Here is a 15242-nt window from a genome sequence, read left to right as displayed (position 1 = left end):
CGCCAAACGGCGACATTCACTGAAGAACAAGGAGTTACATCATGCATGTACAAGGAAAGAGGGTGCTGATCACGGGCGGCTCCAGCGGCATCGGCCTTGCCACTGCCGAAGCGTTGCTCAGCAAAGGCGCATCGGTGGTGATCGTTGGTCGGCGGGCCGCCGTGGTGGAACAGGCGCTCGCCCGCTTGCGGGTCATCGGCCACGCAGACGGCGTCGAAGCGGACATTACGACCGAAGCGGGGCGCATGCGGGCGCTGGCCGAGGTGCAGAGTCGCATGGGAGGCTTGCAGGTGCTGATCCACAGCGCTGGCGGCGTGCGTGCGGGACGACTGGAGGAGACGCCGGAGGACGACATCCGCAAGATGGTGGAAGTCAATCTGCTGGCGCCGATCTTGTTGTCACGTCTTGCCTTGCCGATGCTGCGTGCCTCCTCCAGTGGCGGCATGATCGTCAATATTTCATCCGGCATCGCGCTGGTCGGCGTGCCGTTCTACGCGACCTATGCCGGCGTCAAATCCGGCATTGCGCATTTTGGCGAGGCAATGCGGCGCGAATTGAAGGGCGAGGGTGTGCATGTGCTGACGGTATATCCAGGGGCGACTGACACTCCAATGATGTCATCGTCCGATGCCGGACCGGAACTCGGCTTCGTACGCGAGCCGGCCTCCACTGTGGCGGACGCGATCGTCAAGGGGATCGAGCAGGACGCGATGCAGGTCATTCGCGGTGGCGAGGTTCGGGCCGCGATGATTGCGCAGAACCGCACGGATCCTGCCGCATTGGACCAGCGTTTCGCTGCGTTGAAGCCGAAGCTGCTCCAGGCCGTCAAGCGGCACGTCGCGCTGTAGCACCATTCGCCCTTATGTCGGCGACCGTCGCATCGCGCTGGCGCGATGTGCCGGGACACCGGGATGGATTTGCTCGCCTGACTGAACGCCTGGAACGCTGCCATTACTGGCAGGAATGAGTGCTATTGCTCCAGGCTGCCTTCCGCCTCTCCGGACACCGGCGGATCATGCCGTCACCGATTCACTGACATCGAGGTAGACGGCATGCAAGCAACGCAATTGACTCTCTTCACCCCGACCACCGTCGGCCCCTACGATCTGCAGCACCGCGTCGTGCTCGCTCCCCTCACGCGGATGCGGGCCGGCCTCAATAACGTGCCTACGGATCTGATGGTGGAGTACTACGCGCAGCGTGCGACCCAAGGTGGCTTGCTGATCGCGGAGGCAACCGCCGTGTCGCCGCTCGGCATCGCCTATGTCGACGGGCCCGGCATCTTCAACGAGGCGCAGGCGGCGGGATGGAGGCGCGTCACCGATGCGGTGCACGCCAGGGGCGCGCGGATCTTCCTGCAGCTATGGCATGCGGGACGACAGGCGCATCCCGCCAACATCGGCGGGGAAACGCCGATCGCGCCTTCCGCGATTCGGGCCCTCGAACATGCGGCCATTCGCGATGCGCTGGGAAATATCGTCGAGGCCGAGCAGGTCATGCCGCGCGCGCTCGCCATCGAAGAGATTCCGGCAGTGGTGGAGGAATTCCGGCGCGGCGCGGAACTCGCGAAGGCGGCCGGCTTTGATGGTGTGGAGCTGCATGCGGCGAACGGATATCTGTTGGACCAGTTTCTGCTCGATGGCTCGAACCGCCGGACCGACGCCTACGGCGGGCCGGTGGAGAACCGCGCGCGCTTTCTGTTCGAGGTGCTGGATGCCGTCCGTTCGGTCTGGGGGGATGGGCGCGTGGCGGTGCGGCTGTCGCCCAGCGGCACCTACGGCACGATGTCGGACCGCGACCCACATGGCACCTTCGGCTATGTCGCCTCACGCTTGAACAGCTACGCGTTGGCGTATCTGCATCTGGTCGAGCCGCGTGTGCGGGGCAACGAGGACACCGTCGCCCACGACACCGACGTATCGACGCGCCACCTGCGCCCGCCGTACCACGGCACCATCATTGCGGCCGGTGGATTCACTTGCGACAGTGCCGAGCTGATGCTCCGCAACGGGACGGCCGACCTGATCGCCTTTGGCCGGACCTTTATCGCCAATCCCGACCTGCCAGAACGCCTGCGCATCGGCGCGCCACTGAATTCCTATGACCGTGCGACGTTCTATGGGGGCGATGCGCGTGGCTATACCGACTACGCCTTTCTTGGCGACATGATCCCAGCGTGATGAGGGGATCGACAAAGGCTAAAGGTGAAGCCATGGGAAAACTCGAAAACAGAACGGCCGTCATTACTGGCGGCAACAGCGGAATCGGGCTCGCAACAGCCAGGCGTTTCGCCGAGGAAGGAGCCCATGTTTATATCGTCGGACGCCGGCAATCGGAACTCGACAAGGCGGTCCGTGAAACTGACGGCCGTGTTCGCGCGGTGCGGGCCGATGTGTCGAGCCCGGCGGATCTCGACCGCTTGTTTGCCATCGTCGAACGCGAGCGAGGCGGGCTCGATGTGCTGTTCGCTAACGCCGGCGCTATCGAACAGCGAGCACTCGACGCCATCACGCCGGAGCACTTCGATCAGACCTTCGGCGTCAACGTCAAGGGCCTGATCTTCACGGTGCAACGAGCCCTGCCGCTGATGCCGACAGGTGGCAGCGTCATCCTGACCGGTTCTGTCGCCGGTGTGAAGGGCCTGCCGGCGCATGACGTCTACAGCGCGGCGAAGGCGGCCGTGCGCTCCCTTGCACGTACCTGGACGATGGAGTGGAAGGACCGGGGTGTCCGCGTCAACGTGATCAGCCCTGGTGCCATCGATACGCCCATCATCGATAGCCAGGCTCGGACCAAACAGGAGGCCGACGCGCTGCGCGCCGCGTTTGCGGCCGCGACGCCGTTGGGGCGAATCGGTCGACCGGACGAGATCGCGGCGGCGGCGCTGTTCCTGGCTTCGGACGACAGCAGCTTTGTTGCCGGTATCGACCTGTTCGTCGATGGCGGCCTCGCCCAGGTCTGAACGGAATGACTGCTATTCCTGGCGGCCGCCTACCGCGGCCGCTCGTCCTATCCCACTATTGCCAATACCCACTCTCGATTGGAGAACAGACATGTCACTGCAGGAAAAACTCGATGCATTCAAGGCGGACTTCCGCGCGGGCAAGCCGCCGTACAACGCGCCCCCCGAGATCCATCCCATCATGGAACGAGCGACCGCCGAACTGATCGCCAGTGGCCAGGCCGCACGCGCAGTCAAGGCCGGCGACCGCGCGCCGGAATTTCGTCTGCGCGATCAGGACGGCAACGCGGTATCGTCGGCCGAGCTACTGGAAAATGGGCCGCTCGTGGTCACCTTCTATCGGGGCGTCTGGTGCCCCTACTGCAATATCGAACTGCAGGCGATCAACGAGGTGCTTCCCCAACTCGAGGCACTCGGCGCCAGCGTCGTCGCAATTTCTCCGCAGACGGCAGTCAATAGCCGAAAGTCGGTGCGGACCAATTCGCTCGGATTCCCGGTACTGAGCGACACCAATAACGAAGTCGCGGCTGCATTTGGTCTGCGCTTCAAGCTGCCCGACTATCTGGTCGATCTGTACAAGAAACTGAAGAACGATCTGCCGGCCTTCAACGGCGATCCAAGCTGGACTCTGCCGATGCCAGCGCGCTATGTCATTGGTTCCGACGGCGTCGTACTGTACTCGGAGGTCAACCCGGACTACACCCATCGCCCGGATCCTTCCGACATGTTTTCGGTATTGCAGAAGGCAGCGCCGGCGCAATCGGCTTGATCGCCTTCCACCGGTGGTGTAGCCCATATCGGTTCAGTGGGAAACTGCGGGGCGACGACGGGGGCGATGACATCGCCCCGCCACCGGGGGAGTCCTGGTTCAGTTGAGAGCCAACAAGCTGTCAGTAGTCCCAAAACACCGGCACCCACCGAAACGCCTCGCCCTGCACCGCCACGCGCCCAACCGACGGAAACGGCAGATGCGTCGCCACCAACAGCTCGCCAGTCGCCGCCGCTTCCCGCAACATGCGAACCCGAACCTGAACCGACTCCACCGGGTCATGTTCGAAGCCGTTGTGCCATTCGGGGTGGTCGAAACCGACCGGGAAGATGGCGTCGCCGGCGAAGGTCAGGCGTTCGCCGCTCGACGTCACGCGGACCATGCTGTGCCCGGGCGTGTGGCCGCCGGTGCGAAAGGCGGTGACGCCGGGCGCGACCTCGCACTGCTGGTCGAATAGCCGCAGCTGGCTGCGGTATTCCTTGGCGAAGCGCGTGGCGGCCGAGCGGAGCACGGGCGGTACCGGCGACGGCATGGTCGTGTCCGAGAAATCCGGCGATTCCCAAAACTGGACCTCGGTGGCGCACACGTGAATCCGCACGTCCGGACGCAGCTGCTCCTTGACGCCGTCGACCAGCAGGCCGCCCACGTGGTCCATGTGCATGTGGGTGATGACGATGTCGGTCAGGGAACCCAGGTCGATGCCGGCAGCCCCCAGGCGTTGGGGCAAGAGGCCGGCGCGCGGGAAGTCCGGATACTCGGCGCCGAGTCCGGTGTCGATCAGGATGGTTTGCTTGCCGCTGCGTACCACCGCCACGTTCAGCGGCCAGTCGAATGCATCCGGCGGCAGGAACATGTCTTCGAACCAGGCCGCCCGGTCCGCGGGGTCGGCATTGGTGGCCAACGTTGCGGTAGGCAGGGCCAACACGCCATCGCTGATCACCAGCACCTCGATGTCGCCGACTCGTACCGCGTAGCGCGACGGAACCAGGTCGTCGGGAGTGGCCTCACCGCGGTTTGGGGTGTTGTGTGTGCTGAGCATGATCGATTCTCCAAATGAGTCGGCCCGTTTGCCGGACCAGCGCAGTCGGGCAATGGGTTGCTTCGGAAAAGGGTGCCCCGCCGGCTTGCGGGGCAGAGGTCACGGCGTGAAGGCCGCGTGACCACATCGTAGGCAGCAGGGTTGCGAGGCGGAAGGCAGCGTGGGGAATCACGGTGTTGCCCGATACGCACCAAACGGATCGACAAGGACGAAAGATTAGTCAGGCAGAATCGCGCCTTTTTTGGATGTCTGCCGTTAGCCGAGGACGGCCATTACGCAGAAAAAAAGCCCTGCTGAACCATCGTCCAGCAGGGCTCTTATTGGCGAGATTGCGATCTAGTCGATCAGCGTTGCGCCGATTGACTGCCCTTCGCGTACACCCGTTCACCGGCCACCCAGGTCTCCAGCACCTGAATCTTCCAGATGTCCGCCGGTGCGACCTTGAACAGGTCGCGGTCCACCAGGATGAAGTCGGCCCACTTGCCTTTCTCCAGCGAGCCCAACGTCTTTTCCTGATGCTGCGCGTAGGCGGCATCGAGGGTGAACGCGCGGAATGCCTGCGGCAGCGTCATCGCTTCCTCGGGATGCCAGCCGTTGATCGGGCGGCCTTCATGGTCTGTGCGCGTGACCGCCGCGTGCAGACCGTAGAACGGATTGGCCGATTCCACCGGGAAGTCCGACCCGCCGGCGATCACGGTGCCTTGCTTCAGGAAGGTCTGCCAGGCGTAGGCGCCCTTGATCCGCTCCTTGCCGATGCGGTCTTCCGCCATGTTCATGTCGCTGGTCGCGTGCGTGGGCTGCATCGACGCAATCAGGTTCAGCTTCTTGAAGCGCGGGATGTCGGGCAGCGATACGACTTGCGCATGCTCGATCCGATTGCGCAGGTCGCGGCCGCCCACGTCCTTGTAGGCGACTTCCATCGCGTCGAGCACCTGATGGTTGGTCTTGTCGCCGATCGCATGCACATTGACCTGATAGCCGGCCTTCAGCGCCGTCTTCACGTTGGCCTGCATCACGGCATCGCTCATGAACAGCAGGCCGCTATGCGCGTGATCGTCGGTGTAGGGCTCCATCAGCGCGGCGCCACGGCTGCCGAGCGCGCCGTCGCCGTAGAGCTTCACGGCGCGCAGGTCGTAGCGGTCGTTGCCGTAACCGATCAGCGGACCCTTGGCGGACAGCGCCTTGAAGTCATCGCCAGTGTCGCGAATCATCCCGTAGATGCGCGTGGTCAGCTTGCCCTGGTCGGCGAATTCACGATAGATGCGGTCGTCGGCGACGGTCACGCCGGCATCGCCGACGGAGGTCAGACCCAGCGCGTTCAGATGCGCGACGGCCGCGGCCAGCGCGGCGCGGCGATCGTCGTCGGAGTAGGGCGGGATCACGTTGTTGACCAACGCCATCGCCTTGTCGATCAGCACGCCGGTCGGATTGCCGTTGGCATCGCGTTCGATACGGCCGCCGGCCGGGTCCTTGGTGTCACGCGTGATGCCGGCCGCCTGCAGCGCCTTGGTGTTCAGCCAGGCAGCATGGCCATCCACCCGCACCAGCCGCACCGGACGGTCCGATACCGCGGCATCCAGCTCGGCCGCAGTCGGGAAGCGGCCCAGCTTCCAGTTCACCTGATTCCAGCCATAACCGAGCAGCCACTGGCGCTGCGGATTCTTCTGCGCATAGTCGCGGATCTGGCCTTGCGCTTCCTGCAGGCTTTTCGTTCCCGACAGCGAAATCTCGGTCGTCTTGAAGCCCAGCCGGAACACGTGGCCGTGCGCGTCGATCAGGCCCGGCAGCAGCGTCTTGCCCTGGCCGTCGATGCGCTTGGCATCGGGATATTTCGCGCGCAGCACGGCGGCGTCGCCGGTCTCCAGTACCTTGCCCTGGTCGAACACCAGACCGCTGAAGCTGGCGATCTTGTCGTTCTGCAGCGTGTAGCCCTGTACGGACTCGACCAGCGTGGGAGCGGCGTGCGCATGCACCGCCGCCATGGCGGCCAGTGCGAGCAGACTCGTGCGGATGGACTTTTTCAAGGTGACTCCTTGTTGTTGTGCTGTGTTTTCTTATGGTGTTGCCGATGACGCCCGGGGCGGCGCCGATTCGCGGCATAGCGCCGCGAGTCATGGACGGGCGGTGGTCTGCCTTCTACTCGCCCGCTTGACGGGCGGCATCATAAGAGAAAACAGGGGTGCGGGAAAGGCCAAGGGAATGCCCGACCGGGAAACGCAGTACCATCGCCATATCACGTGCCAAGGAGTGCCAAGGAGCGCGGCATGCAGTTTCTCTGGCCACAAATGCTCTGGCTGCTGCTGGGTCTTCCGCTGCTGGTAGCCGCCTACCTGTACCTGATTGCGCGGCGCAAAAAAGCCGCGCTGCTGTATTCCAGTGTTGCGCTGCCGCGCGCCGTGCTCGGTCGCAGGCAACGATTGCGCCGCCACATCCCGCCATTTCTCGTGTTGCTGGGGCTGGGCGTGGCCCTGCTGGCCTGCGCTCGTCCTACCGCGACCGTCACGCTGCCTTCCGACACCGTCACGGTGGTACTCGCGATGGATACCTCTCGCAGCATGGCGGCGGCCGACGTGGCACCTACCCGCATCGCCGCCGCGCAGCACGCCGCCCGCGATTTCATCATCGGTTTGCCGGCCAGTGTGCGCCTGGGCATCGTGTCCTTTGCCGCCACGGCTACCGTGGTGCTTTCTCCGACTGACAGCCGGCAGGACATGCTCGATGCGATCGACCGCTTTCAACTGCAACACGGCACGGCCACCGGCAGCGGACTGATCCAGGCGCTGGCGGTGCTGCTGCCCAACGATGGCATCGACCTCGAAGCGATCATCTTCGGCGGCGAGTCGCTTGCGCCCGGCTCCGGCGGCAGATCACTGTCAGAGGCCGCCGCGGCGGAGGCCGTCCGCAAGCGCGAACAGGAGCAGCCTTCCGCGAGCCCCGGCTCCTATCGGCACGGCGCGATCATCCTGCTCAGCGATGGCCGCCGCACCACTGGCCCCGATCCTCTCGACGCGGCCAGGATGGCCGCGCAGCGGGGAGTCCGGGTCTATACCGTGGGCTTTGGTACGCCTCTGGAAGAGGGGGCGCCGGTTCCAGGCCTTTCTTCGCCCGTGCAACTGGATGAGGCTACGTTGCGGCAGGTCGCGATGTTGACCGATGGAGAGTACTTTCAGGCCAGTTCGGCGGCTGATCTGACGCAGGTTTATCGGCGGTTGAGCAGTCGGTTGGCGTTGGAGCGGAAAGAAGTCGAGGTTAGTGCGTTGTTGGCGGCGGGGGCGGTGGTGTTGTTGATCTTGGCTTGTGGGTTGTCGGTGGTTTGGTTTCGGAGGTGAGGTGCGCACGAGCCGGTTGCCGGGGCAATTTGAGTTTATTCTTGAGCCTCATCCGCTAACACGCCGTCGCCGAGATCATGCGAAAACCGTTGCGAGCCCTGGCACTTGCCGTGCCTGTCTTCATCGCGCTGGTCTTTATCAACAACACGACGATATTGGCATCGGACGGCGATGGCCGTCCAACGCTCCTTGCCCACCGCGGCATCTCTCAACAATTCGACCGCACCGACCTGCGCAGCGACACTTGCACCGCGACGCGCATCCTGCCGCCGACCCACGAATTCCTCGAGAACACCATCCCGTCCATGCAGGCCAGTTTCGCTGCGGGAGCCGATGTGGTCGAGCTCGACATTCATCCCACCACCGACGGCCATTTCGCCATCTTTCATGATTGGACGGTGGATTGCCGTACCAACGGGCAGGGCGTAACGCGAGAACATTCGATGACGCAGTTGAAGCGCCTAGACGTCGGCTACGGCTACACAGCGGACGGTGGAAAGACATTTCCTTTTCGCGGCAAGGGCGCCGGTCAAATGCCGTCTTTGGACGAAGTCCTCGCGACCTTTCCCGGCCGGCGCTTTCTGATCAATATCAAAAGCAATGACCCAGCCGAAGGCCATCGCCTCGCTAGCTTCTTGCGGAGCCTTCCCGCCGAGCAGGCCGCGCACCTGATGGTCTATGGCGGCGACAGGCCCATCGCCACGCTGAAATCCGACTTGCCCGCCGTACCGGCCATGTCCCGGGAATCCCTGAAGACCTGCCTGATTTCGTATATCGGCTATGGCTGGACGGGGCTCGTACCAAAAGCCTGCAGAAACAGCGTGATTTTCGTGCCGATCAACGTGGCGCCGTGGCTATGGGGATGGCCGGGACGGTTCCTTACGCGAATGCGCGATGCCGGTAGCCACGTATTCGTCATCGGCCCTTATCACGGCGGCGCGTTCTCCGCAGGCATCGATACGTCGCAGGATGTCGACCGCCTGCCGCCTGGGTACTCCGGCGGCGTGATGACCAATGAAATCGAAGCGATCGCTCCCTTGCTGAAGGAACCGTCGGCGCGCAAGGCCGAGACATCGGGAACGATGCCCGCCCCTTGCCACATGACTAGGTCGGAGAAGAACGTATGCGGATAGAGCGCGTCGACAGAATCGCGCCAGAGGCGTTGGCGGCGGAAGATTTCTCCTTCGACATCGAGTACGAGGCGGTCGCCCCATTTGATGGCCCGGGCATGCCGAACGTGGTGCCAGTCGAACCACGGACGAAGGCCTACGGTCTCGATGAATCGTTATCCGGACCGGGCTCCGATTCAAGTCGCCTGCTGCTCGCGGCGAAGGATGGATTGCATCTTGCAGGCTATTTGCTGGCCACCCAAGGGTGGAATGGCTGCGCGAGCATTGACGACATTGCCATATCACGCCGTTACCGTCGCAGCGGCCTCGGCAAACGTCTTATGGACGAAGCCGTGGCGTGGGCGGCGGCTTTGAACCTCAGGGCGATCCGACTTGAAACGCAATCGTCCAACGTGTCAGCTTGCCGCTTCTATGCACGCTACGGCTTTGTACTGGGTGGGTATGACCGCTATCTGTACAGCCAGCTAGACGAGAATGTCAGGAACGACGTCGCACTGTACTGGTATCTGTTCCTGTAGCTCGCGCACTTGGCGTATCGCCGACGCGAATGCTCGGTCGTGGCCGCATATGGGCCGCGCCCGTATTGCGGAAATGGTCTTCTATCGCGGGTCGAAACTTAGTTCAAGCCGTGTGCCACCCGGTTCCATCACCATCGCATGCCACTTGGGACCGTTGCCGGACAGCTCCGGCGCAAACTCGACCTGAACACCGGGATGAGCGCGGACCCGTTCGAAAAGGCTGTCGAGTGAAGATCGATCCGGAACCTTCAATGCAAGGTGGTGCAGGCCAACGGTGTTCTTCCGATCAAAGGGCGCAAACGCGGTTGTATCCGCGACTTGCCACAGCGTGATCTTGGCTGTCCCGTCCGTTACGTACGCCGCGGGATAGGCAGGGTTGCTGCCGAAGATCCGCCACCCCAGGCATTCCGTAAAGAAGCGCGTCGACGCTTCGAGGTCTGCAACGGTAAGGCCAATGTGGTCGATGCCGAGAGTCGCGGCAGTCATTGCGTCTACCCCCATTCTTGTGTTGGTTGGCGGAGATTGTGGCACGGCCGCATGGGACGACAGGCCAAACCACTTGCTTTGTCAACGGAATCGGGCATATGATCCATATACGTTTCATATATGGCATCGAAATGGGCATAGTCAATATCGACGACGATCTGCACGATCAAATACGCAAGGCGAGCGCCGTGTCGTGCCGGTCGATCAATGCGCAAGCGGCCTTCTGGATCAAGATCGGCATGCTGTGCGAAATGAATCCGACGCAGAGCTTCAATGAGATCGTAGCGAGGGAATTGCGGGCGGCCGGCGTGGCGCCGCAAGGCATTAAGGTCGCGTCGACATGACGAAGCGGCCAGAAGAAATTGCCATCATGGCAGAGTCAGGCCGATTGCTGGCGCAGGTTTTCAGTCATCTGGACCGGCTGAACCTCATCGGCATGTCGACCATGCAGGTCAATGACCTCGTCGACAGCTTCATCGTCAACGAACTGCAAGCGCGCCCCGCAAGCAAAGGGCAGTACGGCTATGCCTACGCGCTGAACTCATCTCGCAATAGCGTGGTCTGCCACGGCGTTCCTTCGACGTCGGACGTCTTGCAGAACGGCGATATCGTCAACTTCGATATCACGTTGGAGAAGAACGGTTATATCGCGGATTCCAGCAAAACGTACCTCGTTGGCGACGTGTCGCCGCTAGCCAAGCGCCTCGTGCAGGTTACCTACGAGGCCATGTGGAAGGGAATCCAGACCGTTCGACCCGGCGCCAGGCTTGGTGATGTCGGACACGCGATCGAGCGGCACGCCCGCAGGCATGGCTATTCGGTCGTCAGGGAATATTGCGGCCATGGCATCGGCCGGGAAATGCACGAGCCTCCAGAAGTCCTGCACTGGGGACGGCCGCGAACGGGGTTGGTGCTGCGCGAAGGCATGGTGTTTACCATCGAGCCGATGATCAACCAGGGCGGGCACGCCGTTCGGACCGAAGAAGACGGCTGGACGGTGGTGACGCGCGATGGGCAACTGTCCGCGCAATTCGAGCATACGGTGGCTGTTACCGGAAACGGCGTACGCGTTCTGACATTGCGTCCCGGTGAAAGAGTGCCGGATTTTGGCTGATGAGGGTCGTGGTAGAGTCGGTCGTTGTCCTCCACCGACTCCCGCAGCGATCAACCCGATATGGAAAGTACCGCCGATACGTCAAATATGACTACGCAGATTCCGGCAATCGTTCCAGCAAAGACAGCGCTGTTGGTCATGCACTATCAGACCGACATCCTCGAGTTGTTTCCCTCGGTCGCACCCACATTGCTCGCCAACACGCGCAGGCTGTGCGACGCTGCCCGGGACAAAGGCATCGGCGTCTATTTCGCGAAGTTCCACTTCAGTTCCGGCTATCCGGAAGTCAGCCCGCTGAACAAGAACGGGCAGGGCGTCAAGCAACTCGGCCTTTTCGTCGAAGATCAGATCTCGCCGGAGCTCGGCCGGCAAGCCAATGAGCCGATCATCATCGCGCACCGTGCCAGCGTGTTCTTCGGTACTGATCTGCAGGTCAGGCTATCCGCGCAAGGCATCGACACGCTGATCATGGTCGGCATTGCGTCGACCGGCGTGATGCTGTCTTCGGTCGCCTACGCCAGCGATGCGGATTTCCGTTTGTTCGCGGTCAAGGACTGTTGCTACGACCCGGATCAGGTCGTGCACGATCATCTCTTTGCGACAGCGTTTGAGTCGCGGACGACAGTGCTGTCGTTGGCTGATGCGTTGGCATTGCTTGGCTGACATCGCGGGCAGGCCGACAGCGCGTAGTCAGTCAAAGATAGAAACGCGGTTGCCCTTACCGCCGCAAAAAACACGGGCGACGCAAGACGCCGATATCGCTCAGTCGACCACAAATAGCTTTGCCCCGGTCTCCGTATACGAACGGTGCGCTTCGGCGTTATCCGCGACTTGATAGCTCATGCCCGGTCTGAGGATGTACTTCCTACCGTCCGCAAGCTCCGTATGCAGTTCGCCTTCCAGGCAAAACAAGATATGTCCCTTGGAACACCAATGATCGGCGAGGTAGCCGGGAGTGTACTGGACTAGGCGAACCCGAATCTGGCCAAATGTACGTGTGTGCCAGTATGCCGTTCCGCTTTCTCCCGGATGCTCCGTACGCTCAACGGTTGACCAATCGGTCGTGCCGAAAGGTATGTCGCTCATCTGCATCGATTTGCTCCAGGCTGATTCACTCAAAAATTTGACTGCTCTGCGTCTGAGTGGCGGCATATTCGTACGGCGTCGAATTCCGCTCCGCGCCTCCTCAGTTGGTTCACGGCCTATCGGCGCATGCTTTAAAGCTATGGCTCGGTAGGCCCGGAGGCGGCCTTCGGCGGTGCGTGGCGTGCGAGAAACCGATCCAGTTGCCCGGCAAACGCCTTGCTGTCCTGCGCGGAATACGGTGAAGGCCCACCGGTATCGATGCCCGAGGCGCGAAGCTGGTCCATCACCTCACGCATCGTCAACCGCTCCTGAATATTCTCACGCGTGAACCAGCTTCCTCTGGGATCCAGTACGTGAGCACCCTTGTCTAGGGCAGCTGAGGCAAGAGGTATGTCGGCCGTAATCACCAGGTCACCAGCAGTGACCAGCTCGACGATACGATCGTCGGCAGCATCGAAGCCGGCCGGCACCTGTATCGATTTAATGAAGCGTGATGGCGGCGTGCGCATGTACTGATTGGCGACCAGCGTGACGCACACCTCGACCCGCTGCGCCGCTCGGTACAACATTTCCTTGACGACGGCGGGGCAGGCGTCTGCGTCAACCAGTATTTGCATCGCGGTAGTTCGGTTGGGGTGAAGACGGTCATGATACTGCCTGCTTCGGCTGACACTCTCCCAAGAACTGGCACAATTGCGCCTTTCCCATGAAGCATCAAAGGATTCCCATGAAGTCTTCCCGCCGCTACAACCACCGCCAACGCAAGAAGCTCCATATTGGCGAGTATCAGGAACTGGCATTCGAAGTGATGGCCGACGTCGCCGAGCCGGCTCGCCAACGCGACCCCGAGGCCCTGCTAGACCGGTTCCTGAAAGAGGCGATCGAGGCCAATGGTCTGCTGATGGCCGGCACCATCGATGATGGCCAGCTGTCCGCCTACATCCTGCTGAACGCCGCGCGCGGTTCGGTCAGCGCCGAGCAGCGCGAAGCGGTCGAGAAGTGGTTGCAGGCATCTGGCGAATTCGAGAACGTCCGGGTCGGGCCGCTGCGGGATGCGTGGTACGGGCTGGACCAGGAGTAATTGGGACAGGCCAATGAGACAAGGCCCGGCATTGCCGGGCCTTGTTCAATATTTGCCTCAATACTCCGGCGGATTTACCGAAAAGGAAGGCTGGTGGGGCCGGCGGGAATCGAACGCAAGTCCGCGCCTATGGCGGCGCGATGCCCCGTAACCCACCCAGGAAAGCATCGAAGGAGAAAGCTCCTTGGGACCCGATCAAGCCTCGCCCAACATGGCCCACCCGCCGTGGGTAGTCCGGCACCTGGAGCAGCCACTAGCCGCGTTCCGTGAAGACGGGCTCTCGGTGAAGGATGTCCTGGTCGTTGGCCTTACCTGGCCAACGGATTACTGGCCCGCATTGGCAATCGAATGACTTCGTCAGGGTGCTTCTGTTGACGAAGAGATCGCCGAACTGCTGATGGCTGTGTCCCGACGTCGGGGATTTCGCCAATCGGTTAGGCACAGTGCGTTTACCATCTCAAAGCGCAGGTCCAGCGTAATACCGTTATAAGGCCACTTTCTGAGCTTCGAGATGATTGGCAATCTAAGCTGAATGCTCTGTAGATACTTTATCCACACGACCCTTCGCGACGCACAAATCGTTCAGCCTCGGGCACCGCAAAGGCCCGGGTTGGACCGATCTCATCATTGACGCGGGCCATGCCAACAAGGCGCTACTACTACGGCGATTTTTCAGCTGCAGGCCGTTATGCAGATAAACGCGGAACAGACCCATGAGCTTCCCGGTTGACCCATGTGCCGCAGATCCCAACCAACGCGGACTCTTTCTCGTGCAGGACCCGGCTATTCGGGCGAGGGTATTGCCGCTGTTCAGCTTCAATCCAGGGCGATCCGACGACCGCCCCGTCGGACACGGCACCGCTTTTCGCGTCGATCCGTGGTCTCGCTGTCTCACCGCATACCACGTCCTGCAAGATCTCCTGGAGGTTGACAAAGACGGTACCGGGACGGTGCTCCGATCGGATCTGCGGCTCGCGGCGCTTGAAGTGGAGGGGATCAGGTTCGGCCGGCTCGTGCTAGGCGCAGACGCTTGGCGGTCGCTGGCTGGATTGTTTTCCCTGTGTGGCATCGAAGCTCTGCCTTTTCAGTCGCCGCATCTTCGCAATGTAACGGAACTGATTGTGTTGAAGATACGGCCGGGAACTCGGCCCTCCGAGGCACCTCCGTACTGGCCGGTTGATTTACGACGGTGGCGGCCTACGCGCGGCGAGCGTGTTCTCGCACTGGGATTCGCGGGCCTCGATGCTGAAGAGGGCGACGAGGATCGCCCGATTTCCCAATGCCTGTATGGATCCTTCGGCCAGATAACAGACGTGGAGCCAGCGGATGTGGCACGTGGCCGCCCCTGGCCGATGATCAGAGTAGCCGCGGAATGGCCCGGTGGCATGAGCGGTGGCCCAGTGTTCAATGAAGCCGGCCACGTCATTGGCGTGGTCAGCAGCGGCATAGCCGGAGGGACCGGGACGGCCACGTTCTTTTCCGGCTGGAACATGCCGGAGCGGATCATGGGATCGATCGACCCGCACCACCCCGGACGTTTCATGTGTCACGGCGTTTTCGACGATACAGGCAAGCTAGTCCACGCGACGCAGGATGCAGAACGAGCAAAGCGTTTCGCTGAGATCCATGCGTTGACGGATCGCTCCGTCGTTTCCGTCAACCCGCTTCAGGAGGGGGACTGGATGCGAGTGAACGGGCATTAGTGATGCGAAGGCCGGGGCCGTCCAA

General features: G+C 62.2%; 17 protein-coding genes and 1 pseudogene. 13 read left to right on the top strand and 5 right to left on the bottom strand.

Annotated elements, in window-relative coordinates; translation table 11 throughout:
• The first annotated feature begins 41 nt into the window (after positions 1-41).
• The 4 genes from LRR16_RS17250 (at position 42) to LRR16_RS17235 (ending at position 3731) form a co-directional block, all read left to right on the top strand.
• Positions 42-848 carry an SDR family oxidoreductase gene (locus LRR16_RS17250; RefSeq protein WP_232206637.1) on the top strand — a complete coding sequence of 269 codons (807 nt, stop codon included), beginning with the start codon at positions 42-44 and terminating at the stop codon, positions 846-848.
• A gap of 204 nt (positions 849-1052) precedes the next feature.
• Complete coding sequence (locus LRR16_RS17245; RefSeq protein WP_232206636.1) at positions 1053-2180, top strand: alkene reductase; 1128 nt, start codon at positions 1053-1055, stop codon at positions 2178-2180.
• Positions 2181-2212: 32 nt separating this feature from the next.
• A complete protein-coding gene (locus LRR16_RS17240; RefSeq protein ID WP_232206635.1) occupies positions 2213-2962 on the top strand; it encodes an SDR family NAD(P)-dependent oxidoreductase in 750 nt (249 codons plus the stop codon).
• 91 nt (positions 2963-3053) lie between these two features.
• Positions 3054-3731 (top strand): peroxiredoxin-like family protein, encoded by a 678-nt coding sequence (locus tag LRR16_RS17235; RefSeq protein WP_064574067.1) that lies wholly within the window; start codon positions 3054-3056, stop codon positions 3729-3731.
• 121 nt (positions 3732-3852) lie between these two features.
• Here the strand turns inward: LRR16_RS17235 and LRR16_RS17230 are convergent, their stop codons facing one another.
• Together LRR16_RS17230 and LRR16_RS17225 are read right to left on the bottom strand one after the other, a co-directional pair.
• Positions 3853-4770 carry an MBL fold metallo-hydrolase gene (locus tag LRR16_RS17230; protein WP_232206634.1) on the bottom strand — a complete coding sequence of 306 codons (918 nt, stop codon included), beginning with the start codon at positions 4768-4770 and terminating at the stop codon, positions 3853-3855.
• 344 nt (positions 4771-5114) lie between these two features.
• Complete coding sequence (locus LRR16_RS17225; RefSeq protein WP_232206633.1) at positions 5115-6794, bottom strand: amidohydrolase; 1680 nt, start codon at positions 6792-6794, stop codon at positions 5115-5117.
• A gap of 252 nt (positions 6795-7046) precedes the next feature.
• On the opposite strand from LRR16_RS17225, the pseudogene LRR16_RS24525 reads away from it, so the two are divergent.
• The 4 genes and pseudogenes from LRR16_RS24525 to LRR16_RS17210 form a co-directional block, all read left to right on the top strand.
• Positions 7047-7247, top strand: a pseudogene (locus tag LRR16_RS24525) (ABC transporter ATP-binding protein); the annotation flags it as partial.
• 60 nt (positions 7248-7307) lie between these two features.
• The gene (locus LRR16_RS17220) at positions 7308-8099 is read left to right on the top strand and encodes a VWA domain-containing protein (RefSeq protein WP_370646841.1); all 792 of its coding nucleotides are present in this window, start codon (positions 7308-7310) and stop codon (positions 8097-8099) included.
• A gap of 77 nt (positions 8100-8176) precedes the next feature.
• Entirely contained in the window at positions 8177-9232 is a 1056-nt protein-coding gene (locus LRR16_RS17215; RefSeq protein WP_232206631.1) for a glycerophosphodiester phosphodiesterase family protein, read from the top strand.
• On the top strand, positions 9223-9747 hold the full coding sequence (locus tag LRR16_RS17210) for a GNAT family N-acetyltransferase (protein ID WP_232206630.1): 525 nt from the start codon (positions 9223-9225) through the stop codon (positions 9745-9747). Before LRR16_RS17215 ends, LRR16_RS17210 begins: the two co-directional genes overlap by 10 nt.
• 81 nt (positions 9748-9828) lie before the next feature.
• On the opposite strand, the gene LRR16_RS17205 is transcribed toward LRR16_RS17210, so the two are convergent.
• On the bottom strand, positions 9829-10233 hold the full coding sequence (locus tag LRR16_RS17205) for a VOC family protein (RefSeq protein WP_232206629.1): 405 nt from the start codon (positions 10231-10233) through the stop codon (positions 9829-9831).
• Between the two features lie 131 nt (positions 10234-10364).
• Between LRR16_RS17205 and LRR16_RS17200 the strand changes: the two genes are divergently transcribed.
• From LRR16_RS17200 to LRR16_RS17190, 3 genes are read left to right on the top strand one after another with little or no spacing between them, the layout of a single operon-like run.
• Positions 10365-10577 carry a ParD-like family protein gene (locus LRR16_RS17200; protein ID WP_232206672.1) on the top strand — a complete coding sequence of 71 codons (213 nt, stop codon included), beginning with the start codon at positions 10365-10367 and terminating at the stop codon, positions 10575-10577.
• A complete protein-coding gene (map, locus tag LRR16_RS17195; protein WP_232206628.1) occupies positions 10574-11347 on the top strand; it encodes a type I methionyl aminopeptidase in 774 nt (257 codons plus the stop codon). The genes LRR16_RS17200 and map overlap by 4 nt, the downstream gene beginning before the upstream one ends.
• 60 nt (positions 11348-11407) lie before the next feature.
• Positions 11408-12010, top strand: coding sequence for an isochorismatase family cysteine hydrolase (locus LRR16_RS17190; RefSeq protein WP_232206671.1), 603 nt, complete (start codon positions 11408-11410; stop codon positions 12008-12010).
• Positions 12011-12109: 99 nt separating this feature from the next.
• On the opposite strand, the gene LRR16_RS17185 is transcribed toward LRR16_RS17190, so the two are convergent.
• Positions 12110-12439 carry a DHCW motif cupin fold protein gene (locus LRR16_RS17185; RefSeq protein WP_232206627.1) on the bottom strand — a complete coding sequence of 110 codons (330 nt, stop codon included), beginning with the start codon at positions 12437-12439 and terminating at the stop codon, positions 12110-12112.
• 131 nt (positions 12440-12570) lie between these two features.
• Entirely contained in the window at positions 12571-13050 is a 480-nt protein-coding gene (locus LRR16_RS17180) for a YaiI/YqxD family protein (protein WP_232206626.1), read from the bottom strand.
• 110 nt (positions 13051-13160) lie between these two features.
• Between LRR16_RS17180 and LRR16_RS17175 the strand changes: the two genes are divergently transcribed.
• The gene (locus tag LRR16_RS17175; RefSeq protein WP_232206625.1) at positions 13161-13514 is read left to right on the top strand and encodes a YggL family protein; all 354 of its coding nucleotides are present in this window, start codon (positions 13161-13163) and stop codon (positions 13512-13514) included.
• A gap of 713 nt (positions 13515-14227) precedes the next feature.
• Positions 14228-15217 carry a serine protease gene (locus tag LRR16_RS17170; RefSeq protein ID WP_232206624.1) on the top strand — a complete coding sequence of 330 codons (990 nt, stop codon included), beginning with the start codon at positions 14228-14230 and terminating at the stop codon, positions 15215-15217.
• The last annotated feature ends 25 nt before the right edge of the window (positions 15218-15242 follow it).

Origin of the sequence: Cupriavidus sp. UGS-1 (assembly GCF_021213615.1) — a bacterium.
In the GTDB taxonomy this organism is placed as follows: Bacteria; Pseudomonadota; Gammaproteobacteria; order Burkholderiales; family Burkholderiaceae; genus Cupriavidus.
The sequence above is the reverse complement of the archived record's forward strand: the minus strand, read 5'-3'. Positions and strand labels throughout refer to the sequence as shown.